A 24,323-nucleotide genomic window follows, 5' to 3' on the forward strand; every position below is an offset into this window, starting at 1 on the left:
TAAGAGGCCGTCAATACTCTGGTACGGACCTGCTGGTGACGATCACTCGGTGGACGCCCCGCGCACCCGGCGGTGCACCCCGCGCCCGAGACGCCGCCCCAGCAGCAGCCAACCCAGCAGCGCCCCGAAGGTGTTGAGGAGGACGTCGTCGATGTCGAAGGCCCGCCCGGTCACCAGCGCTCCCTGGACCAGCTCCACCATCAGCATGACCAGCGCCGTCAGCGCCAGCACCTGGAGCGCGCCCCGGGCACGCGGCGCGAGCACCGGCACCAGCACCCCGAACGGCACGCCGAGCAGCACGTTCCCGCCGACCTGCCGGACCGCGTCCCGCAGCGGCGCCTGCTCCAGATAGGCCCGCAGCGAGCTGCCCGGGTGCAGGTTGCTGTGCGTCAGGGACACCGACGCCGGGGACGGCTGGAGCGTGATCCGGGCCAGCACGACGGCGAACGCCACCATGAACGCGAAGGCGGCCAGGACGGCGAGCGCGCGGACGGGAAGCGGCAGTGCGTGCCGCGGACGGACCTCCTCGGCCGGCTCGGCCTTCGTGGCGGGCTTCCCCTTCCGGGAGACGCGCAGGGCGTCGGGCAGGCGCGGGACGGTGCGGGCGGCCTTGGCGGGCCGTCCCTTCCGGCTGACGCGCAGGGCCTCGGGCAGGCGCGGGACGGTACGGGCCATGCGGTCCTCCAGTCGTCAACTTCCCGGTCTCCCAGCCCGGTTACCCGCGCCTCGGCCCGGGATGCCCCCTCCCCGGACGGCACCGGGCGCGCGGCGCCGGTTTCTGTTCCCGCGCGCGGGGCACTCCGGGGACGGACCCGCGCGCCGCCGCTCCCGGCCGGGCCCGGCGGTGCTTGGATGCCTCCAGCGGCACTCCGGGCATATCGCCGCATACGCGTGCACAGCGGACCGAGGAGGTGCTGCATGACCCGACGTACGGCCCCTCGCGCGGTCCTCCTCGCCGTCGGTGAACTGCTGGCCTGGTGGGTCGCGCTGGCGCTGCTGTGGCTGGTGCTCGTCACCACGGTCGACACCCTGGAACGGATCGTCGGCGCGAGCTGCGCCGCGCTGGGCGCGCTGCTGGCCCGGGCGGGCCGGCGGGCGGTGACCTGGCGGTGAACGGATGGATCCTCGCGGCCGGCGTCGTGCTGGGCGGGGGAGGGGCCGCCGCCCTGTGGGGCGTGACCACCGGCCCGCCGTCCCGCCGGGTGATCGCCCAGAATCTGACCACCTCCGCCGTCTGCCCGGCCCTGCTCCTCTTCGCCCAGGGCTACGGCCGCCCGGCCTACGTCGATCTCGCCCTGCTGCTGGCCCTGCTCGGCCCGGTCGGCACGCTCGTCTTCGCCCGGTTGCTCTCCGACGAACTGGACCACGAACGGACCAGTGCGTGGGGGCTGACCTGGACCGCCGCCGCACTGGGCGCCGCGGTCGTAGTCGCGCTGTGCGTGGCCGGCGGCCCGGGCCGGGCGATGGTGAAGCTGCTGGTGATCGGCGCCCTGCTGATCGGAGGCAGTCTGATCGCCTCACGGGCGCTGGCCGGCGGATTCCGGGGGGTACGGGGTGGCTGACGGAACGCGGGGCGCGCCCGGTGCCGAGCGCGGGTCGGCCGGAGCGGCCGGAGCGCCCGATGTGCGGTGGTCGGAGGCGACGTGTACGACGCGGTGATCGTCGTCGCCCTGCTGCTGGTCGCCGCCTCCGCCACCGCGGCCGTGGTCCAGCGCGACCCCGCCCGCCAGGCGCTCGTGCTGTCCTTCCTCGGGGTGGTGCTGGCCGCGCTGTTCACCGTGCTCCAGGCCCCGGACGTCGGTCTGTCCCAGCTGGCCGTCGGCTCCGCCCTCACCCCGCTGCTGATCATGCTCTCGGTGCGCAAGACCAGACGCCGCGGCCGCTCGAAGGAGGACGCGCGGTGAACCGGCTGCGGCTCTGGCTGCTGGCCCTGGGCGGCGGGGGCCTGGCCGCGCTGCTCGTCGCCGCCTGCCTCGACCTGCCCGGCTTCGGCGGCCGTCGGCACCCGTACGGCGACCGGGCCGTCCACGCCTCCCTCGCCCGGCACACCGCCAACACCATCGCCTCCGTCAACTTCGACCAGCGCGCCTACGACACCCTCGGCGAGATGAGCATCCTGTTCGCCGCCGTCCTCGGCTGCGTGGTGCTGCTGCGCCAGGCCCGCGACGAGCACCGGGCCCGCCCCCGGCCCGCCGAGGTGGCCCGGCCGGTCCGCCGCTACGCCCTGCTCGCGCTGCCCGTCGCCCTGGTCACCGGCCTGTACGTGGTCGCCCACGGCCAGCTCAGCCCCGGCGGCGGCTTCCAGGGCGGCGTCGTCGCCGCGACCGCCCTGCACCTGCTGTACCTCGGCGCCGACTACAGTGCGCTCGAACGCGTCCGCCCGCTCGGCGTCCACGAGGTCTCCGACGCGCTCGCCGTCTGCGCCTACCTCGTGCTGGGCCTCGCCTCCGTCCTGGCCGGCACCGCGTTCCTGGCCAACACACTGCTGCCGTACGGCACCTTCAACACGCTGTCCTCCGGCGGCTCGGTCCCCCTGCTGAACGCGGCCATCGGCATGGAGGTGGCCGGCGCCGTCGTCGTCCTGCTCGCCCACTTCATCGACCAGGCCGTCGAGATCGAGGAGGAGCAAGGAAGTTGACGACCGTGCTGCACGTCCTGCCCTATCTGGTGGCCGTCCACCTCTTCCTGACCGGTTGTTACGGCCTCGCCACCAGCCGGAACCTCGTCCACGCCGTCGGCTGCCTCGCGGTCTGCCAGTCCGCCACCTACGTCCTGCTGCTGGCGGTCGGCTACCGCGACGGCGGCACCGCGCCCGTCTTCTCCGACATCAGGCCCGGCTCCCGGCCGGTGGTCGACCCGGTGGTGCAGGCCCTCACCCTCACCGACATCGTCGTCGGCGCCACCGTCACCGCGCTGCTGCTCGCCCTCGTCCTCCAGATCGCCAAACGGCACGGCACCGTCGACCCCGACGAACTGCGGGAGCTGCGCGGCTGATGCACCACCTGCTCCCGCTGCTCGTCGCCGTCCCGCTGCTCGGCGCCGCCCTGCTGGTCGTCACCGGCCGCCGCCTGCCCAGGATCGTCGCCGAGAGCACGGGGGTCGTGGTCTGCGGCGGTACGGGCGCCCTCGCGCTCGTGCTGCTGCTGAACTCCACGCCCCCGATGGTCGAGTGGGTCGGCGGCTGGCTGCCGGTCGGCGGTGAGAGCGTCGGCATCCTGGTCGTCGGGGACGGCCCGGCGCTCGGCATGGCCGCCCTCGCCTCGCTGCTGACCCTGGCGGCCCTCGCCTACTCCTGGCGCTACTTCGACGAGCCCCCGGTCGGGCACAGGGGTGCGTTCACCGCGCTGATGCTGGTCTTCCAGGGCGCCATGTGCGGATTCGCCATCGCCGGCGACCTGTTCAACGCGTTCGTGTTCTTCGAACTGATGAGCGTGGTGGCGTATGCCCTGACCGGCTATCGCATCGACGAGGCGAAGGCCGTCCAGGGCGCCCTGACCTTCGGCGTCGTCAACTCCCTCGGCGCCTACGCCCTGCTGATGGGCATCGCCCTGCTCTACGCCCGTACCGGCGAACTGGCCATGACGATGATCGGCCGCGGACTGGACGCCGACACCGGGCACGGCGGTCCCGATGCGCTGGTCCTCGCCTCCTTCGTCCTGGTGCTCACCGGACTGCTGGTGAAGGCGGCGGCCGTGCCCTTCCACTTCTGGCTCCCGGACGCGCACGCCGTCGCCCCGACCCCGGTGTGCATGGTCCTGTCCGGCGTCATGGTCGAACTCGGCGCCTACGGCGCCTGGCGTGTGTACGGCACCGTCTTCGCCGGACCCGGCGGCATCCCCGCCGCCGACCTGACCCGCGCCCTGGTGACCCTCGGCGTCCTCACGGCCGCGATCGGCGCCGTCATGTGCTGGTACCAGCGGCACATCAAACGGCTCCTCGCCTACTCCACCGTCGCCCACACCGGCCTGTTCCTCATCGGGCTCGGCATCCTCACCCCCGAGGGCGACGACGGCGTGGCCCTGTACCTCCTCGGGCACGCCGGGGTGAAGGCCGCGCTGTTCGCCTGCGCGGGCGTCCTCCTCGACCGGTTCGGCAGCGTCGACGAGCACGCCCTGCACGGCCGGGCCCGGCAACTGCGCGCCACCGCCGTGATGTTCGGCATCGGCGCGCTCGGCCTCGCCGGCCTGCCGCCGTTCGGCACGGCACTCGGCAAGGCCGTCACCGAGGAGGCGGTCGGCGGCCCGCTCACCGTCGTCTACGTGACCGCCTCCGCGATCACCGCGGGCGCGGTCCTGCGGGTCACCGCGCGCGTGTTCCTGGGCCTCGGCCCGCGCCCCGAGGACGCGGAGTACGAGACCAGCGGCTCCGACGAGGAACCCGAGACGTCCGGCCTGCTGCGCCGGATCCCGGACACCATGACCACCGTGCCCGCCGTGCTGCTCGCGGCCGCCCTCGCCGTCGGGGTCGCCCCCGGCTTCGGTGCGCTGGTGGCCCGTTCCGTCAACGAGGCGGGCTCCGGCGGTGCCCACGCCTCCGCGCACTGGACCGCGCACGGAGTCCTGCTGGGCGTGGCCTCCACCGCGCTCGCCGTGGCGCTCGCCGGCCTCGCCGTCGTCCGCCCGCGCTGGGTGGCCGCCCCCGACTGGGCCGGGCCCCTCAGGCGCCTGCAGTCCGGGCACGTCGGCGACTACGTGGCCTGGCTGCTGGTGGGCGCCACCGTGCTGGGGGCACTGGCCCTGCCGGGGGTGTTGGGTTCCTGATCAGCCGGCGGTGCCGTAGGACAGGTGCACCTCCTGGAAGCCGAGCGAACGCAGCAGACCCTGGAGCATGCCGGTGGTGTTGCTCTCGGCCCGGGCGGTCAGCCCGCTGCTCCTCGCCGCGTCCCCGATGTGCCGGACGGCGAGTTTCTGCACGGCCTGCTCGCTGTTGGGGTTGTCCGAGAACAGGTCGCCGAGCCGGTCCAGCAGCCCGCGCTGCTTGGACACGGCGTAGGAGTGATCGGGGTCCAGGGCCGGCTTGCCGAGCCGCGCGTGCGGCAGGCGGATGGTGGCGGACGTGCGGTCGGCGTTGACGGTCACGTCCCGCTCGCCGAGCCGCCCGAGGTCGACGTAGGCGTCCACGGTGCCCGCACCGACGTACAGGGTGCGGGTGCCGCGGACGGCGTCGGGCAGGAACTTCGCGTCCTTGTCCAGGTCCACGACGACCTGGAAGTTGCCCGACGCGGCGTCGTAACGGCTCATGTCCTGGATGGACTTGAGCAGCGCGGGGCCGGAACGGTCGTGGGTCTCGGTGCCGAACAGGTCCTTGATGCCCGGCAGTACGGCCAGCCGGATCCCGGCGAACAGTACGGCGAGCACCAGCACGAGCGCCGCCACGGCCTTGGCCCAGCCCGGCAGGCGCCTCACGGAAGTCGTCATCGCGACGGTCCTCCTTCCTGCTGACCGGATGCCCGCCGGACGCGGGACCAGACCCGTGCGCCGACCGATTCGTCAGCGGCCGGCCGGTCTCACCACGAGCCGGACGCGGCCTCCGAACGGTCCAGGGCCGCGTCCAGGCTCGGCTGCGGGGGCAGCAGCCGGGTCAGACCGGTGACCCGGAAGACGCGCAGGGTCAGCGGGTGCGTGCACACCAGGTGCAGCTGCCCGCCGCGCTCCTGCACCCGCACCCGCGCCCGGTACAGCAGCCGCAGCCCCGAGCAGTCGAAGAACTCCACCGGCCGCAGATCGATGACGGCCCGGACGCCGGTCCGCCCGGTGACGCGGTCGAGGAACGGCCCGATCTCCGTCGCCGCGACGATGTCGATCTCGCCCCGGAACTCCAGCACCGTGTGCCCTCGGTACGCGTACATGCCCAGCTGCCGGGTGAGAGGTACGGGATCGTGTCGCACCTCGCCACCACCTCCCACCCCGCGCCCCGACGTCGCTTCCCGATCGCCAAGTTACCCTCGATGGAAGGAATTTGAGCATGTTCGATTGACATATGTCTTCGAGTTTCACGCGTGTCCTCGGTGCGGTGCGCTCAGTCCCCGAGCAGCACCAGCTTCCCCGTCGTCCGGCCGGTGTCGCCCAGCTCGTGCGCCTTCGCCGCGTCGGCCAGCGGGAACGTCCCCGCGATCGTGGCCTTCAGCTTCCCGGACTCCGCCAGTTCCGCGATCGCCTCCATCCCGGCCCGGTCGGCGTCCACCAGCATCTGCACGGCCCGCACGCCCAGCCGCTCGGCCTCCTCGAAGAACTCCCGCGACCCGTCCGGCAGGATCGACACCACGATCCCGCCCGGCCGCAGCACCCGCAGGGACTTCACGGCCGTCTCCCCGCCGATGGTGTCCAGGACGACGTCGACGTCGCGCACCGCCTCCGTGAAGTCGGTGGACCGGTAGTCGATCGGCTCGTCCACGCCGATCTCGCGCAGGAAGTCGTGCTTGCCCGCGCTCGCCGTGCCGATGACGTACGCGCCGCGTGCCTTGGCGATCTGCACGGCCACGTGCCCGACCCCGCCGGCCGCCGCGTGGATCAGCACCCGCTGCCCCGGCTGGAGCTTCGCGTGCTCGGTCAGCGCCTGCCAGGCGGTCAGGGACACCAGCGGCAGGGCGCCGGCCTGGACGTGGTCGACCGAGGCCGGCTTGTGCGTCAGGGCACGGACCGGGGCGATCACGTACTCGGCGTGCGAGCCGTGGCCGTAGGGGTAGGGCAGCATGCCGAAGACCTCGTCGCCGGGCCGGAAGGCGACCACGCCGATCCCGGTCTCGGCGACCTCGCCGGAGACGTCCCAGCCCAGGACGAACGGCGGCCGGCCGAGGAACATGCCGAAGGCCCGGTGCTTCCAGTCGGTGGGGTTGAGGCCGGCGGCCCGGACCCGGACCAGCACCTGGTTCGGGCCCGGCTTCGGCCGATCGGCCTGTACTTCCTTCAGGACCTCGGGACCGCCGAGGACGTCCTGGCTGATGACTCGCATGGTGTTCACATCGCTCATGGTCACCCAGCCTGCCGGAGCCCGCGCGGCCGGAAAATGGCATGATTGCCAACCTTCGATAGGATCGTGCCATGCGTGACATGCAGCTGCTGAGCCGGCGCCCGGACCGGATCGTCGTCCTGGCCCTCGACGGCGTGTACCCCTTCGAGCTGGGCATCCCCAGCCGGATCTTCGGCGCGGCCGACGGCCACTACGAGGTGCTCACCTGCTCGGTCGACGGCCGGCCGGTGCGCACCAACTCCGACTTCACCATCGGTGTCGCCCACGGCCCCGAGATCCTGGAGACGGCCGACACGGTGATCGTCACCTCCGTGCCGCCCACGCACATCCCCACCGAGCTGCCCGCCGAGGTCGCCGCCGCGCTAGCCCGCATCCGCCCGGACGCCCGGATCGTGTCCATCTGCACCGCCGCCTTCGTCCTGGCCGCGGCCGGACTGCTCGACGGCCGCCGGGCGACCACCCACTGGCAGGTGGCCGACCTGTTCCGCCGCCGCTACCCCCGGGTGGACCTCGACCCGGACGTCCTCTTCGTCGCCGACGGCCGCATGCTCACCTCGGCCGGGGCGGCCTCCGGCGTCGACATCTGCCTGCACATCGTCCGCACCGACCACGGCAGCGAACTGGCGAACTCCGTCGCCCGCCGCTGCGTCGTCCCCCCGTTCCGGGACGGCGGCCAGGCCCAGTACATCGAGCAGCCCGTCCCCGAGAGCGGTGCCGCGAGCACGGCCGCGACCCGAGCCTGGGCCCTGGAACGCCTGGACGAGCCGCTCACCCTGGCCGACCTCGCCGGGCACGCCCGGATGAGCCTGCGCACCTTCGCCCGCCGCTTCCAGGGCGAGGTCGGCCTCAGCCCCGGCCGCTGGCTGATCCAGCAGCGGGTGACCCGCGCCCGGCATCTGCTGGAGGCCAGCGACCTGCCCGTGGACCGGATCGCCGCCGAGGTCGGCTTCGCCACCGGCGCCTCGCTGCGGCAGCACCTGCACGCGGCGATCGGCGTGTCCCCGGTGACCTACCGGCGCACCTTCCAGCAGGCCCGCTGAACGTTCCGGACCGCCCCGGCGTCGAAGGACCGTACGCGGCACGGGAGAACGAGGGGCGGACATGCGCAGAGGGCTCGTGGCGGTGGCGGTGGCGGTGCTGACGGTTGTGACGGTGGCGGGCTGCGACGACGGCCCCCGGCCGGACCTGGTGGTGAAGGGCACCCCGCCGGCGACCCCGTACAGCGGTCCGCTCGACGAACCCACCCGGCAGCTGGACGAGAGCGGCCCCCGGGCGCTCCGGCTGGCCTCGGGCGCGGCCGGACGGGCGCTGGAGTGCGACGGGGAGATCTTCGACGGCTCCGGTCCCGACGCGTGGAGCACGAACGACGGCGGTGCCACACCGGAGGAGGGACTGGCCCGCTACTTCGACATGGACCAGCCGGAACTGCCCGACCACGGCTACCGCGTGGAGCGCCGGGAGCCGGACCGGGTGCTGTACTCCTACGACGTCGGCGGCCGGACGAAAGTGGCGGTGGTGGTGGCCAAGGACCAGAAGGGCCGGCCGGGCTGGGGCCCGGAGACCGACGCCTCCTGCGACCCCGCCGAACTCCCCGAGAGCTTCACGGACACCACCGAATGGGAGATCTGGACCGACCGGGAAGGCCGGCGGGTCCCGGTGACCCGGCTCGACAGCTCGCCCGGGTCGGAGCACTGCGGCTGGCAGTCCGCCTACTTCCTCGACCTGGACGGCCGGATGTACGCCCGCGACCCCGACGCGGTCCTGCGCCGGGAGGGCCTGCTCCGGGCGCCGTACCGCGCCAGGGTCCGCATGCCCGCCGACGCCCACGACACCGGATACCACCGCCACGGCCGCCGGCTGTGGCTGACCGACGACCGGCAGACCGCCTACGTCCGCACGGCCGCCGGCGTGGAGGCCTGGCCGCTGCTGAAGAAGAGCGTCGGCTGCGACTGACCGGCGTGCACGCACGCGTCGCGGGGGAGTCACCCGGCGGCGTACACGCACGTGCCTCCCACATAGGTGAGCGCCACGGTCGTCTCCGCGATCGCCTCCGGCGGTCCGGCGAACGGGTCGCGGTCCAGGACCACCAGATCGGCCAGCGCGCCCTCGGCCACCCGGCCGCCGTCGTCCAGATGGTTCACGTACGCCGACCCGGCCGTGTACGCCGTCAGCGCGTCGGCGAGGCTCAGGCGTTCGTCCGGCAGGAACACCGGACCGCCGCCGCCCGGCTCGACCCGGTTGACCGCGACATGGACGCCCTGGAGGGGATCGGGGCTGCTCACCGGCCAGTCGCTGCCCGCCGCGAGCCGCGCGCCGGAACGCAGCAGCGCCCCGAACGGGTACTGCCGGGCCGCCCGTTCGGGCCCGAGGAACGGGATCGTCAGCTCGTCCATCTGCGGCTCGTGCGCGGCCCACAGCGGCTGGATGTTCGCGGTGGCGCCGAGCCGGGCGAACCGGGGCACGTCGTCCGGGTGCACGACCTGCAGGTGCGCGAGGTGATGGCGGTTGTCGCCCGGCCCGTTGGCCGCCCGGGCCGCCTCGACCGCGTCCAGCGCGTCCCGGACGGCCCGGTCGCCCAGCGCGTGGAAGTGGCACTGGAAGCCCAGCGCGTCCAGCTCGGTGACGTACTCGGGGAGCCGCTCCGGATCGAGGAAGCTCTTGCCCCGGTTGGCCGTGGCACAGCCGCACCGGTCCAGATACGGGTCCAGCAGCGCGGCCGTGTGGTTCTCGGCGACGCCGTCCAGCATCAGCTTCACCGTGCCCGCCCGGAACCGGCCCCGGCTCGAAGCGGCCCGCCTCGCCACGAGTTCCGGGATCTGCTCGGCCCCGCGCTCCCGGTCCCACCACAGGGCACCCACGACCCGGGCGGTGAGGGAACCCTCCTCGGCGGCCGTGAGATAGGCCTGGGCCGGGTCGTCCATGCCGAGGAAGTCACCGACCAGCGCGTCCTGCCAGGCGGTGATGCCCAGCGCGTGCAGATGCCGCTGGGCGAGCAGCAGCGCGGCCAGCCGGTCGGCGGGCGTGGCGGGCGGGGCGAGCCGCCCGACCAGCTGCATCGCGCCCTCCTGGAGCGTGCCGCCGGGCGCCCCGGAGGCGTCCCGCTCGATCCGCCCGTCGGCGGGGTCGGGGGTGTGCCGGTCGATGCCGGCCAGTTCCAGCGCGCGGCTGTTCACCCAGGCGCCGTGGTGGTCGCGGTTGGGCAGGTACACCGGCCGGTCCGGGACGACCGCGTCCAGCAGCTCCTTGGTGGGCGTACCGCCCGCGAACGCCTCCATCGACCAGCCGCCGCCGAGGATCCACTCCCGCTCCGGATGGGCGTCGGCGTAGGCGCGGACCGCGGCCACGGTCTCCTCGGCCGTCGTCCGGCCGGTCAGATCGCACTGGGACAGTTCGAGCCCGGCCGGCACGGGATGGACGTGCGCGTCCTGGAAACCGGGCAGCAGCAGCCGCCCCGCCAGGTCCACCACCTCCGTGCGCGGCCCGGCGAGCGCGCGCACCTCCGTGCCCCCGACGGCGGTGATCCGGTCGCCGGTGACGGCCACGGCGGTGGCGGTACGGCCCTCGGGGGTGAGGACGGGGCCGTTGGTGAAGAGCAGGTCAGCGTGCATGATGCCTTTCCCGGTCGGTCAGTCGGAGTGGGTGAGCAGCTGGGGCGCGTCGGCGTCGGTGCCCGCACCGGTGCGGAAGTAGGGCGCCTTGCGCACCCACTTCGCCCAGCCGGCCACCACGACCCCCGACATGATCATCACCAGCGGCACGAGCAGCAGGAACCAGCCGTTGTCCGCGCTGACCTCCACGTGGTCGGTGGAGGTGTAGAAGGACCAGCCGAGGTAGCCGCCCAGAGCCAGCAGCGCCAGCGCGCCGAGCGCGGGCAGCACCACCGCCCGCAGGGCCTGCCGCCGGTCCGTGCGCAGCAGTGAGCGGAAGCGTACGGCCGCCGCCAGTGCGGTGAGGGCGTAGGACACGGCGACCACGATCCCGACCGCGTTCACCGTCGCCATGATCATGTCGGCGAGCCGGGGGATCACCAGGGCGCCCGCCGCCACGGCCATGGCCAGGGCCCCGATCAGCAGCGTCCCGGCCGCCGGGGTCCCGTACCGGGCGCTGACCCGGGACCACACCGGGCCGAGCGTACGGTCCCGGCTCATCGCGAACGCCCCGCGGGCCGTCGGGATGACCCCGGCCTGCAACGAGGCGACCGCCGAGAACATCAGCGCCACCAGGGGCAGCGCGGCCAGCGGCTCGCCGGCCAGCCGGTCGCCGTAGTACGCGAGTCCCTGTGCGCCGTGCCCGGCCAGTTCGTCCCCGGACAGCACCCGCTGGAAGGCCACCGAGCCCAGCAGGAACAGGCCGAGCATCGTCACCAGGGTGATCAGCCCGGCCCGCGAGGCGTCCCGCGGGTCGCGCACCTCCTCGGTGACGGTGAACGCTGCCTCGAAGCCCCAGTAGCAGAACACCGACAGCAGCAGTCCCTGCGCCAGCGCGGTCGCGGAGGGGATGGCGAACGGGTCGAACCAGGACAGGCTGAGGGAGTGCGGTCCGGTCACGATGCCGTAGCCGCAGAAGCCGAGCAGAACGGCGTACTCGAAGACCAGCAGCCAGGTCTGCAGCCGGGCCGCGGTGCGCACCCCGGTCACGGCGGTCACGGTGACCGCGGCCAGTATTACGACGCCCAGCGCCGTCGTCTGCGCGGTCGAGTCCGGGTCCAGGCCGAACGAGCCGATGCGGTGCAGGCCGGCCCGGCCGGCCAGTTGCAGCAGCGCCGAGCCGGTGACCGCCGTGGTGTAGGCGAGGAACGCCACGCTCGCCACGATGTTCACCCAGCCCACCGTGAAACCCAGCCAGGGGCTGAGCGAGCGGCCCACCCACACATAGCCGTTGCCCGCGTTCGGCTCGACCCGGTTCAGCCGCCCGTAGGCCCCGGCGATGGCCAGCACCGGCAGGAACGCCAGCAGCATGATCGCCGGCAGATGGGGGCCGACCACCGAGGCGGTCACCCCCAGCCCGATGCCGATGCTGGTGGTCGCCGCCGTGCTGGACGCGGCGACGGCGACGCCGTCCACCACGCCCAGCGACCTGCGCAGCCCGGGCCGCGCCGGATCGTCCGCTCCGAAGGATCTGTCGGTCATGGCCGGCTCTCCGCTCACACCCGCGGGGGCCCCGGTCGGCCCCGGTGAGCGGACATGAAACTGCCGTGGCACTTAACAGGTCAACGGTGTTGTCATAAGGTGCCGGGCACGTCCCGGGGAGGCATCCATGAGCGACCGCGTCGTCCCGCCCGCCGCCCGGCGGCGCAGACGCCCCACGAAACAGGGTGTCGTCCTGTCCGCCGAGCTGATCGTCGGCACCGCGCTGCGGCTGATCGAGGAGCACGGGGCCGACGCCCTCTCCGTGCGCCGCCTCGGCCGTGCCCTGGGTGCCGACCCCAGCTCGCTGTACCGGTACTTCCGGCACACCGACGACCTGATGCTCGCCATCGCCGACGAGCTGATCGGCCGGGCCCTGCGGTCCTGGCGGCCCACCGGCGCCTGGGAAGCCGACCTGCGCGAACTCGGGCTGCGCATGCACGCCGGTGCCCTCGCGCACCCTCGGGCGGCGACGCTGAGCGCCCACCGGGTCACCGGCCGCGCACACGAGATCCAGGCCGTGGAGAGCATGCTCGGCGTGCTGCGCGGAGCCGGGTTCCCCGATCCGGAGGCGGTGCGGATCTACCACGCGTTCGTGGACCAGGCCCTCGCCTTCGGCGCCCTGGACTCCGCGGGCACCGCCCTGCCGCGGGCCGCCCGCGAGGCCGAGGCGGAGGTGTGGCGGACCACCTACGCGCGGCTGCCCGCCGAGACCCACCCGAACATCGCGGCCACCTCCCGCCATCTCGTCGCCACCATGCGCGCCAGCTCCTACCCGGCCGCCCTGGACCTGTTCCTCACCGCCGCCCGGACACGCCTGGAGCGACTCCGTGCGGGAACGGGGCATCCACGGCCACACTGAACGGAAAAGATCACCCAGAGGAGGCCGTACGCCATGACCCCGCCCCCCGCCCGCCCCGCCGAGCAGCGCAAGAAGGACACCCTCCACCGGCTGGAGAACGACGTCGACCTGTGGGTGGCCACCGCCGGGCCCGACGGCGCGACCCCCTATCTCGTGCCGCTGTCGTTCGTGTGGGACGGCGCCACGCTGCTGATCGCCACCCCGGCCGAGAGTCCCACCGGCCGCAACCTCGTGGCCACCGGAAAGGCCCGGCTCGGTGTCGGGCCGACGCGGGACGTCGTCCTGATCGAGGGCACCGTCCAGTCGGTGACGCCCGAGGACCTGCCCGAGGAGGACGCCGAGGTCTTCGCCGGGAAGACCGGCTTCGACCCGCGTCAACTGTCCACCCGCTACCTGTACTTCAGAGTCCTCCCGCAGCGGATCCAGGCCTGGCGCGAGGAGAACGAGCTGTCCGGGCGCGAGGTGATGCGCGGCGGGCGGTGGCTGTTCGCCGACTGAATCCGGCGGGCCGGGATATCCGCTGGGAAGAGGACACATCCCGGGAGGATCCATGGCTCTGGTGAAAGCGGGCGTGGTCGTGCTGGACTGCGCCGAACCCGAGAAACTCGCCGAGTTCTATCGGGAGTTGCTGGAGGGCGAGCGGACGGTCGCGTCGGCCAATCTGGTGGAGATCCGCGGCGCCGACGGTGTCCGGCTGGCCTTCCGGCGCGATGTCAACGCGACTCCGCCCAGCTGGCCGCGTCCGGAGAACTCCCTCCAGGCGCATCTCGACTTCCTGGTCGAGGACCTGGACGAGGCCGAACGGCGGGTGGTGGCGCTCGGCGGCCGGCCGATCGAGACGAGGGACGCGGCGGGGCCGTACGAGGAACGCGGGTACGCCGACCCCGCCGGACACTCCTTCACCCTGCGCCTGCAGCCCCCGACGGCCCCGAAACAGGGCTGACCGGGCGCTCCCGCACGGGGCCGGCCGCCGGCGCCGGCGAGGCGGCCCGCGACGGTCGAGCGGGGATGCGTCGGGTGGGGCGAGCGGGCGGGCCGGTGTGCCGGGCCGGACGGCCGACCGCGGCGCGGCGCGCAGAACCCGCCGCGCCGCGGTCGGCCCCTCCGGCTCAGTCCCGGCCGCCGCCCTTCTCCGTCACCGGCCACACCCCGGTCGACCGGGCGATGGCCTTCGCGCCCGTGCGGTCCACGGCGCTGCGCACCACCGCGAAGATCGCGCCCTGGACGGCGGCGGCGAGCAGGATCTCCCCCCATCCGCGGTCGGGGTCCAGGGCGTCGGGCGCGTCCTCCTCGTGCCGGATCGCCATCCACGCCTTGCGGAAAGCCTTTCCGGCCAGCGCACCGCCCGCCCAGCTGAGCACGAATCCGACCGGCTGGTATGCGAGCGGGAGCTTCTTCTTCTTGTTCTTGGCCATGTCTGACTACTTCCTCGTCATGCGGGCCTCATGCGGGCCGTCCTTGCGCGGCCACCCGTTCGCCCGGGGCCACCGGACCCGGTGCCGTGCCGTCCCCGAACGGCCGGCCGCCCAGCTCCTCGCGGTGGTGCGGGCTCAGCCAGCCGCCGAGATCCGGGCCGAGCGGCACGATGCCGGTGGGGTTGATGCCGGTGTGCACCTGGTAGTAGTGCCGCTTGATGTGGTCGAAGTCGACCGTGTCGCCGAAGCCCGGTGTCTGGAACAGGTCCCGGGCGTACGCCCAGAGCACCGGGTGCTCCGCCAGCTTCCAGCGGTTGCACTTGAAGTGGCCGTGGTAGACCGCGTCGAACCGGACCAGCGTCGTGAACAGCCGGATGTCCGCTTCCGTGAGGGTGTCGCCGACCAGATACCGCTGCCCGGACAGCCGTTCACCGAGCAGTTCCAGCCGCCGGAACACCCCGGCACACGCCTCCTCGTACTCGTCCTGTCGCGTGGCGAACCCGGCCCGGTACACACCGTTGTTCACGTCCCGGTACACCTCGGCCATCACCTGGTCGATCTCCTCGCGCCGCCCGGCCGGGTACAGCTCCGGGGCGCCGGCGCGGTGCAGCGCCGTCCACTCGGTGGCCAGGTCCAGGGTGATGCGCTGGTAGTCGTTGGTGACCAGCCGCCCGCTGGGGACGTCCACGATCGCGGGCACGCTCACCCCGCCCGGGTAACCGCTCTCCCGCTTGTCGTAGGCCTCGCTCAGGAACCGGATGCCGAGCACCGGGTCCCGGCCGCCGGAATCCAGGGTGAACCGCCAGCTGCGGTCGTCCTGGACCGGGTCGGCGACCGCCAGCGACAGCGCGTCCTCCAGCCCCAGCAGCCGGCGCGAGATCACCGCCCGGCTCGCCCACGGGCAGGCACGGGAGACCACCAGCCGGTAACGGCCCGCCTCGACCGGCCAGCCGTCCCGGCCGTCGGCGGTGATCCGGTCCGCGAAGTGGCTCCTGGACCGGGTGAACTTCCGGTGGCCGTAGGCCCTGTTGCCGTCGTCGTCGCCCATGTCTCCTCCTCACTGCCCGGGTCCTCCTGGCCGACGCGTTCCCCGTTTCGCGCGGCCCGCACGGTGTGAGCCGCCCGGTCCGGGGCAATCGGCGATAGGTGAGCGGGACATCTTCAGAAGACGAGACGGCCGTACAGCCGGCCGAGGACAGCGCGGCACACGAGACGGCCGCCCACCCGGCCGAGGACGGCGCGGCGCGACCGGCACACGCCACGGACCCGCAAGCGCCACCGGAACACGGACCGGACGGCCCCGAGCCCCCGGACCGCGCCGGGGGCGCCGGCACCGGCGGCCGGACCGGTGCCGAGGCCGACCGGCACACCCGGGTCACCGTCCTCGTGGCCCTCGCGGCCAACCTGGTGATCGCGGTGGCCAAGGCCGTCGGCGGCGTCCTCGCGGGCTCGCCCGCGCTGCTGTCCGAGGCCGCGCACTCCGTCGCCGACAGCCTCAACGAGGTCTTCCTGCTGGCCGCGCTGCGCCGCAGCCGCCGCCCCGCGGACTCCCGGCACCCCTTCGGCTACGGCAAGGAACGCTTCTTCTGGTCCCTGCTCGCCGCCGTGGGCATCTTCGTCATGGGCGGCTGCTTCTCCTTCTTCCAGGGCTTCGAGGCGCTGCGCGGCGGCGCGGAGGAGAAGTTCAGCGGCTATGTGGCGGGTCTCGCCGTGCTGGGCGTCTCCCTGGTCGCCGAGGGCGCCTCGCTGCTGCGGGCCCTGCACCAGGTGCGCCGGCAGGGCGGCAGCCTCGGCGGGCTGAGCGACCCCGCGCTGCGCACCGTGGTCGCCGAGGACGGCACGGCCGTGCTCGGCGTCACCCTCGCCCTGATCGGCATGGCCCTGCACATGGCGACCGGACAGGTCGTGTGGGAGGCGTCCGCCTCGATGGCGATCGGTGTCCTGCTGGTCTACGTCGCCTACCGGCTCGGCCGTGACGCCCGCGACCAGCTGATCGGCGAGGCCGCCGACCCCGAGCAGAGCGGCAGGATCAGGGCACTGCTGCGGGCACAGCCGGAGATCGACAGCGTGGAGGCGCTCTTCACCATGAAGATGGGCCTCGACTCCACCCTGGTCGCCGCCCGCATCGACCTGGTGCCGGGCCTGGACAGCGAGCGTGTCGAGGAGGTCGCCGTACGCATCAAGCGGTCCCTCTCCCGGACGTTCCCGGACGCCGACCAGATCTTCCTCGACGTCACCGACCGGACCGCGGGCGAGGCATGGGAGAGCCCCGCCGCGACGGGGGAACGCGGCGGGGCCTGACGCACCAGTGCCCGCCCGGAAGCCGGTTCACACGCCCCCGGAACAGATTTTTCTGAAATGGACCGGTGGCCGACCTGAACCGGCTTCCGCCCGGATCAGCTCTCGGTGAGGCGTTCCAGCACGAAGACGGGGATCTCCCGGGACGTCTTCTCCTGGTAGTCGGCGTACGGCGGGTACGCGGCCACCGCCCGCTCCCACCACTCGGCCTTCTCGGCCCCGGTGATCTCGCGGGCCCGCATGTCCTGCTTCACCGAGCCGTCCTGCAACTCGACGTGCGGGTCGGACTTCACGTTGAAGTACCAGACCGGATGCTTGGGCGCACCGCCGAGCGAGGCCACCACCGCGTACCGGCCCTCGTGCTCCACCCGCATCAACGGCGTCTTGCGGATCTTCCCGCTCTTCGCGCCCCGGGTGGTCAGCAGGATCACCGGCAGCCCGGTGTCCCGCAGCGTCGTCCCCTCCGTCCCGCCGGAGCTCTCGTACAGCTCGACCTGCTCGCGAACCCACTGCGTGGGGCTGGGCTCGTACTCGCCCTCAAGAGGCATGGGATGTCGTCCCTTCGTCGGTCCAACGAGTGTGTGCCACAAGAGTCAACACCGGTGACCGCTCGATGCATCCGTACCGCGTGCCGTGTCCGCCGACGGGATGACCGCCGCACGGGACCTCGCGCCGTTCCGCACGGCGCGACGGGGTGCCCGCCGTCCCGATCACCGCCCACCCGGGACGGGAGGCGATCCGGGTCCGCCGGCCGGCCGTGCCCGTTCCATCCGGTTCGCCCCGTTCCTGGGCGTCCCGGGCGGCGGCCGGTTCCCGTCCCTCCGCCCGCATTGCTCCGGCCAGATCACGAGAGACACTGAAGTGGCTGAACTTGCCGTCGACCCATAGGTGCCTGGGGCATCTAATGAAGATCGGCACGACGCACTTCTTCGTCTGCGAGGTCTTTCCATGACGGAACTGACGGACATCACCGGACCGGCCGCCCCGGGCGCACCCGTCGCCTTTCCCCAGGACCGCACCTGCCCCTACCACCCACCCACCGGATACACCGAACTGCGCGACGGGCGCCCCCTGTCGCGCGTCGCCCTCTACGACGGCCGCGAGGTCTGGCTGGTCACCGCCCAGGCCACCGCGCGCGCCCTGCTCGCCGACCCCCGCCTGTCCACCGTACGCAGCCGCCCCGGCTTCCCCGTCCCCACGCCCCGGTTCGAGGCCGGCCGGGACCGCAAAGTGGCCCTGCTCGGAGTGGACGACCCCGAGCACCAGCGCCAGCGGCGGATGCTGATCCCGTCGTTCACCGTCAAACGCGCGACCGCCCTGCGCCCCTGGATCCAGCGGATCGTGGACGAGCTGCTGGACGCGATGATCGTCCAGGGACCGCCCGCCGAGCTGGTCTCCGCCTTCGCACTGCCCGTGCCGTCGATGGTGATCTGCGGCCTGCTCGGGGTGCCCTACGCCGACCACGAGTTCTTCGAGGAGCAGTCCCGCAGGCTGCTGCGCGGCCCGACCGGCGCCGACACCATCGCCGCCCGTGACCGGCTGGAGGAGTACCTCGGCGGGCTGATCGACGCCAAGGCCAAGGACCCCGAGCCCGGCGACGGCATCCTCGACGACCTCGTCCACCAGCGGCTGCGCCCGGGCGAGCTGGAGCGCGCCGACGTCGTGTCGCTCGCCATCATCCTGCTGGTCGCCGGTCACGAGACCACCGCCAACATGATCTCCCTCGGCACCTTCACCCTGCTCCAGCACCCCGACCGGCTGGCCGAGCTGCGCGCCGACCCCGCGCTGCTGCCCGCCGTCGTCGAGGAACTGATGCGGATGCTGTCCATCGCGGAGGGCATGCAGCGGGTCGCGCTGGAGGACATCGAGATCGCCGGCAGCACCATCCGGGCCGGTGACGGCGTGCTCTTCTCGACCTCGGTGATCAACCGCGACACGTCCGTGTACGACGACCCCGACGCCCTGGACTTCCAGCGCCCCGACCGCCACCACCTGGCGTTCGGCTTCGGCTTCCACCAGTGCCTCGGCCAGAACCTGGCCCGCGCGGAACTGGAGATCGCCCTCGGCAGCCTGCTCACCCGGTTGCCCGGGCTGCGACTGGCCGCCCCGGCCGAGGACATCCCCTTCAAACCCGGCGACACGATCCAGGGAATGCTGGAACTTCCCGTGACCTGGTAAGAGGCTCTGCGCATGGACATCGACATCGATATCGACAAAGACGTCTGCATCGGCGCCGGGCAGTGCGCGCTGGCCGCGCCGAACGTCTTCACCCAGGACGACGACGGCTACAGCGTCGTCCTCCCCGGACACGAGGAGGGCGCGGACGATCCGATGGTCCGGGTGGCGGCCCGCGCCTGCCCGGTGAGCGCGATCACCGTGCGGGAGCGCACCGGCTGACGGCCCGGCGGTACGGCGGCCACGGCCGCCGTACCGCCGTACCGGCCCTAGCGGCAGGTCAGCGTCGGGCCGGCCAGCATGGCGCCGGTGTACAGCGCCTGCCCCTTCGGCATCCAGTAGCCGAGCTTCGACACCACCGTGGAGCACTTCGCCCCGACGGTGATCAGGACCCGCACCGTCTCGGGGTGGCCCGGCTGGAGCGCGGTCAGTGTGCAGTCCAGGGCGTGCGGCAGACGGGTCTTCGCCGGGTGCCGGCCGATCAGCGGGTTGGCGCAGCGAGTGTCGGCCGCGGCGACCCGGACGCCCGTGCCCGCCTCGCCGATGAGCCCGAACCGCGCGTTGCCGTCACCCTCGTCGCTGTCCCGGCGGATCGTGTACGTCAGCGTGGTGGTGGCATTGCGGCGCAGGGCCGTGCCGTCGACGGTGACGGCGTGCGTGGGCTTCGCCCGGGGCGTGGTCAGCGACAGGGCGGTCCGCACCGTGCCCGTCAGGTCGACGCCGCCGGGCGCGGAGCGCACACGCACGGTGGCGGTGATCTCGTACGTCCCCGGCCCCGGGTACTCGCCCGTGCCCGGCAGCGTGCCCGTCGCCGACGTCCGGCCCGCCCGCCGGGCCGTCCAACTGCCCTCGGTGCGACAGCTGAAGCGGACCCGGACCCCGGCGCGCCCGCAGGTGGCCGGAGCCGAGACGGTCAGCTGGGGACTGCCGCTGGCGGCGCACAGGCTCACCACGGCCTGCTGGCCGTGACCCCCGCGCAGGGTGCCGGCGACCGCGCACAGCGTGGCCGGGGTCTCCGGCGCCGGCGTGGTCGCCGCGGGCTGCCCCCAGGCGGGAGTGACGAGGGACAGAGGCAGCAGGGAAGCCCCGGCCAGGGCTCTCAGAGTGGTGGGACGTGTCGGCACCGCGTTCCTCCCGGGCGGCCGAGACCGGTCGGTCGCCGGTCGTCTGCGCCGAGGATGAGACGACAGTACGACCATCCGACGGCTCCCACGCCGGACGGTCACCTGAGGGCAGCAACCGCCCCGGCGGGCCGACCGCGCAGGATCGGCCCCTACCGCACCTTGCGCACGTAGGTGGCGGCGCCCGGCAGGGACACGTCCCGGTCCCGGCGGACGATGCTCAGCCGGTCGCCCCAGCGGGCGCGGGCCGCGCGCAGACCGCCGTCGGTGTACTCGATGTCCACCACCCGGTCGTCGAACGCCTTCGCGTACACCTCGCACTCGTCGTACTGCCCGCACTCCTCCGCCACCGCGAAGTCCAGCCCCGCGCGCCCGCGCCGCCCGGCCAGTTCCGCGGTGTTCTTCTGTGCGACGGCCAGCTGCCGGGCGTGCGCGTGCCGCGAGAGCAGGGCCATGAACGCGGTCGCGTCGGCCGCGTCGAGCAGCCGGTGGGAGCGGGTGTAGCTGTCGTAGTTGTCGGGCTCGACGGCGTCGAAGCCCTTGTCCGCGCAGCCGTCGATCCACCGGTTCACCCGCTGTGCCACCCGTTTGCGCTTGTCCGGTGTGCGGATGTCCAGCAACGGTTCGTCCCAGTCCTCGTCGATCACGACCCTGCCGCGCGCGTCGCGCAGCAGCAGCTCGGCCGGCCAGGAGGAACGCTCCGCGGGCTGGGCCTGGAACGCGTTGACGTAGCAGATGTTGTACAGGCCCGGCGCGGGGGAGTCGGACCGGTCGCGGCTGACGATCCGCACGCCCGCGGGCGGGGGATAGGCGCCGCCGATCTGGTAGTCGAAGCCGGCGGCCCGCGGTGGCAGCCGCACCGCGGCGGGCTTCGGGGAGCCGTTCTTCTCCCGCTCGCCGGAGGCGCAGCCCGCCAGTGCCGACACCGCGACGATCAGGGCCGCTGCCGAGGCGCCCAGGGCCGTACGCGACCCCGAGGCGCGGAAAACACCCATGGGGGGCAAGTCCGCTCCATCCTGCCCACGCCGGGCGGCGCGGCACGTGTCAGGATCAAATCGCCCGCGCGTTCCACCCGTCAAGTCGGCCCCGGGTCAGGTCGTAGGCTCGATCCCGACCGTCGCCTCGAAGGCAGGAGCAGCAACGATGCAGTACGTGAAGCTCGGTTCGACGGGCCTGGACGTCTCGCGGATCTGTCTGGGCTGCATGACCTACGGGCTGCCGGACCGCGGCACGCACGAGTGGACCCTCGACGAGGAGGCGTCCCGCCCGCTCATCCGGCAGGCGCTGGAGGCGGGCATCACCTTCTTCGACACCGCGAACGTCTACTCCGACGGCACCAGCGAGGAGATCGTCGGCAAAGCCCTCAGGGACTTCGCCGACCGCGACGAGATCGTGCTGGCGACGAAGGTGAACGGCCGGATGCGCCCGGGACCCAACGGGGCCGGCCTGTCCCGCAAGGCCGTCATGAGCGAGATCGACCACAGCCTGCGCCGCCTCGGCACCGACTACGTCGACCTCTACCAGATCCACCGCTACGACCACACGACCCCCGTCGAGGAGACGATGGAGGCCCTGCACGACCTGGTCAAGGCGGGCAAGGTCCGTTACATCGGGGCGAGTTCGATGTACGCGTGGGAGTTCGCCAAGGCGCAGCACACCGCCGAGCGGCACGGCTGGACGAAGTTCGTGTCCATGCAGAACCACTACAACCTGCTCTACCGCGAGGAGGAGCGCGAGATGCTGCCCCTGTGCGCGGACCAGGGTGTCGGCGTGCTGCCGTGGAGCCCGCTCGCGCGCGGCCGGCTCACCCGTGACTGGGGCACGGTCACCGACCGCAGTGCCACCGACGACTTCGGCAGCCGGCTGTACCAGGAGGGCGACCGGGCGATCGTCGAGGCCGTCACCCGGATCGCCGCCGACCGGGGCGTGCCGCGCGCGCAGGTGGCCCTCGCCTGGCTGCTGCACCAGGACACCGTGGCCGCCCCGATCGTCGGCGCGGCCAAGCCCCGCCACATCGAGGACGCGGTGGCCGCCGTCGAACTGGAGCTGAGCGAGAAGGAGATCGAGGAACTCCAGCGGCCCTACACCCCACGGGCGATCAGCGGGCACTGACCGGTCGGTGCGGTCCGTGCGGCGCGAACCCGGTGCCGCACGGACCGGCGCCCTCGCTCGCGCCCCGTGCCGCCCGCGCACCGGACCTCGACAGCGCTGTCGGCCTCCCGCGGGGCGGGCGGACGTCCGGGTACGGAAGAAAATGGCCGCCCTTGACGAAACGTCAATAAAGAAAATACGGCGGCTAATGCCGAGAATCGCGGGATCTCTTGTTCGGGCGTGTTCGGCTGTGCGAAAGTGTGCGCTGTCGGCGCGCAGGCAAATACATTCCCTCTGTATGCGCCAGGCCGCTCCCGTACACCCCCCACGCTTCAAAAGAGCCGCCTCAGGTGGACGTTCGAGCTGCCTCAAGCCCTCCCCATACCAAATGGTATGGACTAATCCCCGGTATTTCTCTGGAGGAATGCGGCCGTGACCGAGGCTGGTCTGTCGGACGAACGACTGAGCGCCGAACTGAAGAAGTGGACAGGAGCGTCACCCGCACTGCATCCCGTCGGCGAACTCCTCGACCGGCACTGGGCGGCGGCCTTCGCCTACGCCCGGCTGTGCACCGACGGACCACGGGCCGCCGGCATGCTCACCACGGCCGCGTTCACCCGCCTCTTCGGCGCGTCCCTCCGGCAGTCCGGCCCCACCGCCGCCTGGCGGCCCCATGTGCTGGTCGCCGTCCGCCGCATCGCGGCCGAATGGGACACCGACGACCGCCGCGAACTCCTCCACCCCGACCTGCGCGCGGGCGACGGCACCGGCGAGCGGGCCGCGGCCCGGCTGCTGCCACCGCCCGGCCGGCGGCTGCTGTCCCGTGCCTTCCAGCGGGTGCCCGAGACCTCCCGCGCCGTGCTCTGGCACACCGAGGTCGAGGCCGAACCCCTGGCCGTGCCCGCCGCACTGCTCGGTCTGGACGAGGAGGGCGCCCGCGTCGAACTCCGCCGGGCCCGCGAGCGGCTGCGCGAGGAATGCCTCCAGGTGCACCGCGAACTCGCTCCCGAGGACGAGTGCCAGCGCTACCTGCGCATGCTCGACGTCACCTTCCGGCGCGGCGGCACCGACATCGACCCCGATCTGTGGCAGCACCTGTCCGGCTGCGCGCACTGCGGCCGGACCGCGGAACAACTGACCGGGTTCAACGGCGGCCTGGGCCTCGCGCTCGCCGAGGCGGTCCTCGGCTGGGGCGCCCGCGGCTATCTGGAGGCGCGGGCGACCCCCGACGAGCCTCCGGCCGAGCCGGCCCCGCCGGCCGCCGCGGTCGCGCCGCCGGCCGGGGAGGCGTTCGTCCCGGCCGGACCGGCCGCCCCCGCGCCCGTCTCGTCCCCCGCCCCCACACCCGGTTCCGCCCCCGCACCCGTCTCCCGCCGCTCCGCCCAGCGCGCCGCCCGGCGGGCGCGGCGCCGCAAGCTCGCCCTGGCCGCGGGCGGGGTCAGCGGTCTGGTCGTCCTGCCCCTGGTGCTGTGGTCGGCGTTCGGCTCCGGCGGCGGCCCGGTTCCCGGCGCCGCCGGCACGCCCTCCCGGACCCCGGGCGAGGACGCGGCCTCCCCGGGCGCGTCCTGGGCCGGGTCGAACGCCGCCGGCCAGGGCGGTGCCCTGCACGGCAGGCTGCGCAACGTCGCCTCGGGTCTGTGCGTCGGCGTCGTCGGCGAGCGGGCGGTCCAGGGCGCCGAGACGGAACTCGCCGACTGCGCCGCCACCCCGAGCCAGCAGTGGACGTACGAGACCGACGGACTGCTGCGCAACGCCGCCGCCCCCGACCTGTGCCTGGACTCCCGCCTCGGCTACTCGGTGCGTCTCGCCCCCTGCTCGGCCACCGGCAAGGCCGCCCGCGACATCCGCTACGACCTCACCGTCCAGGGCGCCCTGGTGCCGCACGCCGACCGGGGGCTGGCCCTCACCCCGGCCGCCACCGACGGCTCCGGCGCCCTCGTGCTCAAGACCCGTGCCGCGGGCACCGCCCAGCGCTGGGCCGTGGACACCGCCCACGCGGATCTGCGGATGGAGAACGTCAACTGGGGCCGCGACACCGTCCCGGCGGCCCCCGCCGCCCCCGCCACGACGTCCGGGACGGCCGCCCCCACGACGACCGCCCCCTCGCCGTCCGGGACGCCCACGGCCGGTCCCGGGCCGACGGAGACGAGCACCGGGCCGAAGCCCTCGCCGACCGGCACCGCCGACCCGTGCACGGTGTATCCCGAGTACTGCGACTGGGGCGGCGGAGGCCACGGCGGGGGCGGCGGACGCCACCACCGCTGAC

At 73.4% G+C, this 24,323-nt stretch carries 27 protein-coding genes; 16 read left to right on the forward strand and 11 right to left on the reverse strand.

The genetic code is table 11. From position 1 onward, the window contains the following. Positions 1 to 42: 42 nt before the first annotated feature. The gene (locus ACZ7KF_RS05935) at positions 43 to 675 is read right to left on the reverse strand and encodes a VanZ family protein (RefSeq protein WP_471069721.1); all 633 of its coding nucleotides are present in this window, start codon (positions 673 to 675) and stop codon (positions 43 to 45) included. 243 nt (positions 676 to 918) lie between these two features. On the opposite strand from ACZ7KF_RS05935, the gene ACZ7KF_RS05940 reads away from it, so the two are divergent. From ACZ7KF_RS05940 to ACZ7KF_RS05965, 6 genes are all read left to right on the forward strand, one after another. Next, complete coding sequence (locus tag ACZ7KF_RS05940; protein ID WP_471069722.1) at positions 919 to 1,113, forward strand: hypothetical protein; 195 nt, start codon at positions 919 to 921, stop codon at positions 1,111 to 1,113. Next, the gene (locus ACZ7KF_RS05945; protein WP_471069723.1) at positions 1,110 to 1,562 is read left to right on the forward strand and encodes an MrpF/PhaF family protein; all 453 of its coding nucleotides are present in this window, start codon (positions 1,110 to 1,112) and stop codon (positions 1,560 to 1,562) included. The genes ACZ7KF_RS05940 and ACZ7KF_RS05945 overlap by 4 nt, the downstream gene beginning before the upstream one ends. An 81-nt stretch (positions 1,563 to 1,643) precedes the next feature. Continuing rightward, a complete protein-coding gene (locus ACZ7KF_RS05950; RefSeq protein WP_471069724.1) occupies positions 1,644 to 1,904 on the forward strand; it encodes a Na(+)/H(+) antiporter subunit B in 261 nt (86 codons plus the stop codon). Further along, positions 1,901 to 2,638 carry an MnhB domain-containing protein gene (locus tag ACZ7KF_RS05955; RefSeq protein WP_471069725.1) on the forward strand — a complete coding sequence of 246 codons (738 nt, stop codon included), beginning with the start codon at positions 1,901 to 1,903 and terminating at the stop codon, positions 2,636 to 2,638. The genes ACZ7KF_RS05950 and ACZ7KF_RS05955 overlap by 4 nt, the downstream gene beginning before the upstream one ends. Positions 2,639 to 2,646: 8 nt before the next feature. Further along, positions 2,647 to 2,994 (forward strand): sodium:proton antiporter, encoded by a 348-nt coding sequence (locus ACZ7KF_RS05960; protein ID WP_471070016.1) that lies wholly within the window; start codon positions 2,647 to 2,649, stop codon positions 2,992 to 2,994. Beyond that, positions 2,994 to 4,760 carry a complex I subunit 5 family protein gene (locus tag ACZ7KF_RS05965; protein ID WP_471069726.1) on the forward strand — a complete coding sequence of 589 codons (1,767 nt, stop codon included), beginning with the start codon at positions 2,994 to 2,996 and terminating at the stop codon, positions 4,758 to 4,760. The genes ACZ7KF_RS05960 and ACZ7KF_RS05965 overlap by 1 nt, the downstream gene beginning before the upstream one ends. On the opposite strand, the gene ACZ7KF_RS05970 is transcribed toward ACZ7KF_RS05965, so the two are convergent. From ACZ7KF_RS05970 to ACZ7KF_RS05980, 3 genes are all read right to left on the reverse strand, one after another. Continuing rightward, entirely contained in the window at positions 4,761 to 5,417 is a 657-nt protein-coding gene (locus ACZ7KF_RS05970) for a DUF4230 domain-containing protein (protein WP_471069727.1), read from the reverse strand. An 89-nt stretch (positions 5,418 to 5,506) separates the two neighbouring features. Next, positions 5,507 to 5,887: an anti-sigma factor antagonist gene (locus ACZ7KF_RS05975; RefSeq protein WP_471069728.1), complete on the reverse strand. Its 381-nt coding sequence runs from the start codon at positions 5,885 to 5,887 to the stop codon at positions 5,507 to 5,509. A gap of 131 nt (positions 5,888 to 6,018) precedes the next feature. After that, positions 6,019 to 6,969 (reverse strand): NADP-dependent oxidoreductase, encoded by a 951-nt coding sequence (locus tag ACZ7KF_RS05980; RefSeq protein WP_471069729.1) that lies wholly within the window; start codon positions 6,967 to 6,969, stop codon positions 6,019 to 6,021. A gap of 71 nt (positions 6,970 to 7,040) precedes the next feature. Here ACZ7KF_RS05980 and ACZ7KF_RS05985 point away from each other — a divergent pair, with 71 nt between their 5' ends. Both ACZ7KF_RS05985 and ACZ7KF_RS05990 read left to right on the forward strand, forming a co-directional pair. After that, complete coding sequence (locus tag ACZ7KF_RS05985) at positions 7,041 to 8,009, forward strand: GlxA family transcriptional regulator (protein ID WP_471069730.1); 969 nt, start codon at positions 7,041 to 7,043, stop codon at positions 8,007 to 8,009. Between the two features lie 61 nt (positions 8,010 to 8,070). After that, entirely contained in the window at positions 8,071 to 8,922 is an 852-nt protein-coding gene (locus ACZ7KF_RS05990) for a hypothetical protein (protein ID WP_471069731.1), read from the forward strand. A gap of 29 nt (positions 8,923 to 8,951) precedes the next feature. Here the strand turns inward: ACZ7KF_RS05990 and ACZ7KF_RS05995 are convergent, their stop codons facing one another. Then, the gene (locus tag ACZ7KF_RS05995; protein WP_471069732.1) at positions 8,952 to 10,577 is read right to left on the reverse strand and encodes an amidohydrolase; all 1,626 of its coding nucleotides are present in this window, start codon (positions 10,575 to 10,577) and stop codon (positions 8,952 to 8,954) included. A gap of 18 nt (positions 10,578 to 10,595) precedes the next feature. Next, positions 10,596 to 12,098 (reverse strand): APC family permease, encoded by a 1,503-nt coding sequence (locus ACZ7KF_RS06000; RefSeq protein WP_471069733.1) that lies wholly within the window; start codon positions 12,096 to 12,098, stop codon positions 10,596 to 10,598. A 127-nt stretch (positions 12,099 to 12,225) separates the two neighbouring features. On the opposite strand from ACZ7KF_RS06000, the gene ACZ7KF_RS06005 reads away from it, so the two are divergent. The 3 genes from ACZ7KF_RS06005 to ACZ7KF_RS06015 are packed head-to-tail and all read left to right on the forward strand — an operon-like array spanning position 12,226 to position 13,900. After that, on the forward strand, positions 12,226 to 12,957 hold the full coding sequence (locus tag ACZ7KF_RS06005; protein ID WP_471069734.1) for a TetR/AcrR family transcriptional regulator: 732 nt from the start codon (positions 12,226 to 12,228) through the stop codon (positions 12,955 to 12,957). A 33-nt stretch (positions 12,958 to 12,990) separates the two neighbouring features. After that, positions 12,991 to 13,455 carry a pyridoxamine 5'-phosphate oxidase family protein gene (locus ACZ7KF_RS06010; RefSeq protein WP_471069735.1) on the forward strand — a complete coding sequence of 155 codons (465 nt, stop codon included), beginning with the start codon at positions 12,991 to 12,993 and terminating at the stop codon, positions 13,453 to 13,455. 52 nt (positions 13,456 to 13,507) lie between these two features. Further along, complete coding sequence (locus tag ACZ7KF_RS06015; protein ID WP_471069736.1) at positions 13,508 to 13,900, forward strand: VOC family protein; 393 nt, start codon at positions 13,508 to 13,510, stop codon at positions 13,898 to 13,900. Between the two features lie 166 nt (positions 13,901 to 14,066). Here ACZ7KF_RS06015 and ACZ7KF_RS06020 read toward each other — a convergent pair whose 3' ends face one another. Then, the gene (locus ACZ7KF_RS06020; protein ID WP_471069737.1) at positions 14,067 to 14,372 is read right to left on the reverse strand and encodes a DUF4235 domain-containing protein; all 306 of its coding nucleotides are present in this window, start codon (positions 14,370 to 14,372) and stop codon (positions 14,067 to 14,069) included. 28 nt (positions 14,373 to 14,400) lie between these two features. Further along, the gene (locus ACZ7KF_RS06025; RefSeq protein WP_471069738.1) at positions 14,401 to 15,420 is read right to left on the reverse strand and encodes a glutathione S-transferase family protein; all 1,020 of its coding nucleotides are present in this window, start codon (positions 15,418 to 15,420) and stop codon (positions 14,401 to 14,403) included. Between the two features lie 98 nt (positions 15,421 to 15,518). Between ACZ7KF_RS06025 and ACZ7KF_RS06030 the strand changes: the two genes are divergently transcribed. After that, positions 15,519 to 16,673 (forward strand): cation diffusion facilitator family transporter, encoded by a 1,155-nt coding sequence (locus ACZ7KF_RS06030; RefSeq protein ID WP_471069739.1) that lies wholly within the window; start codon positions 15,519 to 15,521, stop codon positions 16,671 to 16,673. Between the two features lie 95 nt (positions 16,674 to 16,768). Here the strand turns inward: ACZ7KF_RS06030 and ACZ7KF_RS06035 are convergent, their stop codons facing one another. Then, complete coding sequence (locus ACZ7KF_RS06035; protein ID WP_471069740.1) at positions 16,769 to 17,218, reverse strand: nitroreductase family deazaflavin-dependent oxidoreductase; 450 nt, start codon at positions 17,216 to 17,218, stop codon at positions 16,769 to 16,771. A gap of 400 nt (positions 17,219 to 17,618) precedes the next feature. Here ACZ7KF_RS06035 and ACZ7KF_RS06040 point away from each other — a divergent pair, with 400 nt between their 5' ends. Continuing rightward, entirely contained in the window at positions 17,619 to 18,848 is a 1,230-nt protein-coding gene (locus tag ACZ7KF_RS06040) for a cytochrome P450 (RefSeq protein ID WP_471069741.1), read from the forward strand. 18 nt (positions 18,849 to 18,866) lie between these two features. Beyond that, positions 18,867 to 19,067, forward strand: coding sequence for a ferredoxin (locus ACZ7KF_RS06045; RefSeq protein ID WP_471070017.1), 201 nt, complete (start codon positions 18,867 to 18,869; stop codon positions 19,065 to 19,067). Positions 19,068 to 19,114: 47 nt separating this feature from the next. On the opposite strand, the gene ACZ7KF_RS06050 is transcribed toward ACZ7KF_RS06045, so the two are convergent. Together ACZ7KF_RS06050 and ACZ7KF_RS06055 are read right to left on the reverse strand one after the other, a co-directional pair. Continuing rightward, positions 19,115 to 19,969 (reverse strand): hypothetical protein, encoded by an 855-nt coding sequence (locus tag ACZ7KF_RS06050; protein ID WP_471069742.1) that lies wholly within the window; start codon positions 19,967 to 19,969, stop codon positions 19,115 to 19,117. 149 nt (positions 19,970 to 20,118) lie between these two features. Next, positions 20,119 to 20,961, reverse strand: a complete 843-nt coding sequence (locus ACZ7KF_RS06055; protein ID WP_471069743.1) for an endo alpha-1,4 polygalactosaminidase — start codon at positions 20,959 to 20,961, stop codon at positions 20,119 to 20,121. A 148-nt stretch (positions 20,962 to 21,109) separates the two neighbouring features. Here ACZ7KF_RS06055 and ACZ7KF_RS06060 point away from each other — a divergent pair, with 148 nt between their 5' ends. Together ACZ7KF_RS06060 and ACZ7KF_RS06065 are read left to right on the forward strand one after the other, a co-directional pair. Next, entirely contained in the window at positions 21,110 to 22,078 is a 969-nt protein-coding gene (locus tag ACZ7KF_RS06060) for an aldo/keto reductase (RefSeq protein WP_471069744.1), read from the forward strand. A gap of 411 nt (positions 22,079 to 22,489) precedes the next feature. After that, a complete protein-coding gene (locus ACZ7KF_RS06065) occupies positions 22,490 to 24,322 on the forward strand; it encodes an RICIN domain-containing protein (RefSeq protein ID WP_471069745.1) in 1,833 nt (610 codons plus the stop codon). Position 24,323: the final 1 nt, after the last annotated feature.

The organism is Streptomyces sp. NPDC038200 (genome assembly GCF_055600785.1).

Coding starts and splice junctions, on each gene's coding strand:
- ACZ7KF_RS05935 (WP_471069721.1), bottom strand. CDS start 675: ATGGCCCGTACCGTCCCGCGCCTGCCCGAGGCCCTGCGCGTCAGCCGG.
- ACZ7KF_RS05940 (WP_471069722.1), top strand. CDS start 919: ATGACCCGACGTACGGCCCCTCGCGCGGTCCTCCTCGCCGTCGGTGAA.
- ACZ7KF_RS05965 (WP_471069726.1), top strand. CDS start 2,994: ATGCACCACCTGCTCCCGCTGCTCGTCGCCGTCCCGCTGCTCGGCGCC.
- ACZ7KF_RS05970 (WP_471069727.1), bottom strand. CDS start 5,417: ATGACGACTTCCGTGAGGCGCCTGCCGGGCTGGGCCAAGGCCGTGGCG.
- ACZ7KF_RS05980 (WP_471069729.1), bottom strand. CDS start 6,969: ATGAGCGATGTGAACACCATGCGAGTCATCAGCCAGGACGTCCTCGGC.
- ACZ7KF_RS05985 (WP_471069730.1), top strand. CDS start 7,041: ATGCGTGACATGCAGCTGCTGAGCCGGCGCCCGGACCGGATCGTCGTC.
- ACZ7KF_RS05990 (WP_471069731.1), top strand. CDS start 8,071: ATGCGCAGAGGGCTCGTGGCGGTGGCGGTGGCGGTGCTGACGGTTGTG.
- ACZ7KF_RS05995 (WP_471069732.1), bottom strand. CDS start 10,577: ATGCACGCTGACCTGCTCTTCACCAACGGCCCCGTCCTCACCCCCGAG.
- ACZ7KF_RS06000 (WP_471069733.1), bottom strand. CDS start 12,098: ATGACCGACAGATCCTTCGGAGCGGACGATCCGGCGCGGCCCGGGCTG.
- ACZ7KF_RS06005 (WP_471069734.1), top strand. CDS start 12,226: ATGAGCGACCGCGTCGTCCCGCCCGCCGCCCGGCGGCGCAGACGCCCC.
- ACZ7KF_RS06010 (WP_471069735.1), top strand. CDS start 12,991: ATGACCCCGCCCCCCGCCCGCCCCGCCGAGCAGCGCAAGAAGGACACC.
- ACZ7KF_RS06015 (WP_471069736.1), top strand. CDS start 13,508: ATGGCTCTGGTGAAAGCGGGCGTGGTCGTGCTGGACTGCGCCGAACCC.
- ACZ7KF_RS06020 (WP_471069737.1), bottom strand. CDS start 14,372: ATGGCCAAGAACAAGAAGAAGAAGCTCCCGCTCGCATACCAGCCGGTC.
- ACZ7KF_RS06025 (WP_471069738.1), bottom strand. CDS start 15,420: ATGGGCGACGACGACGGCAACAGGGCCTACGGCCACCGGAAGTTCACC.
- ACZ7KF_RS06035 (WP_471069740.1), bottom strand. CDS start 17,218: ATGCCTCTTGAGGGCGAGTACGAGCCCAGCCCCACGCAGTGGGTTCGC.
- ACZ7KF_RS06040 (WP_471069741.1), top strand. CDS start 17,619: ATGACGGAACTGACGGACATCACCGGACCGGCCGCCCCGGGCGCACCC.
- ACZ7KF_RS06055 (WP_471069743.1), bottom strand. CDS start 20,961: ATGGGTGTTTTCCGCGCCTCGGGGTCGCGTACGGCCCTGGGCGCCTCG.
- ACZ7KF_RS06060 (WP_471069744.1), top strand. CDS start 21,110: ATGCAGTACGTGAAGCTCGGTTCGACGGGCCTGGACGTCTCGCGGATC.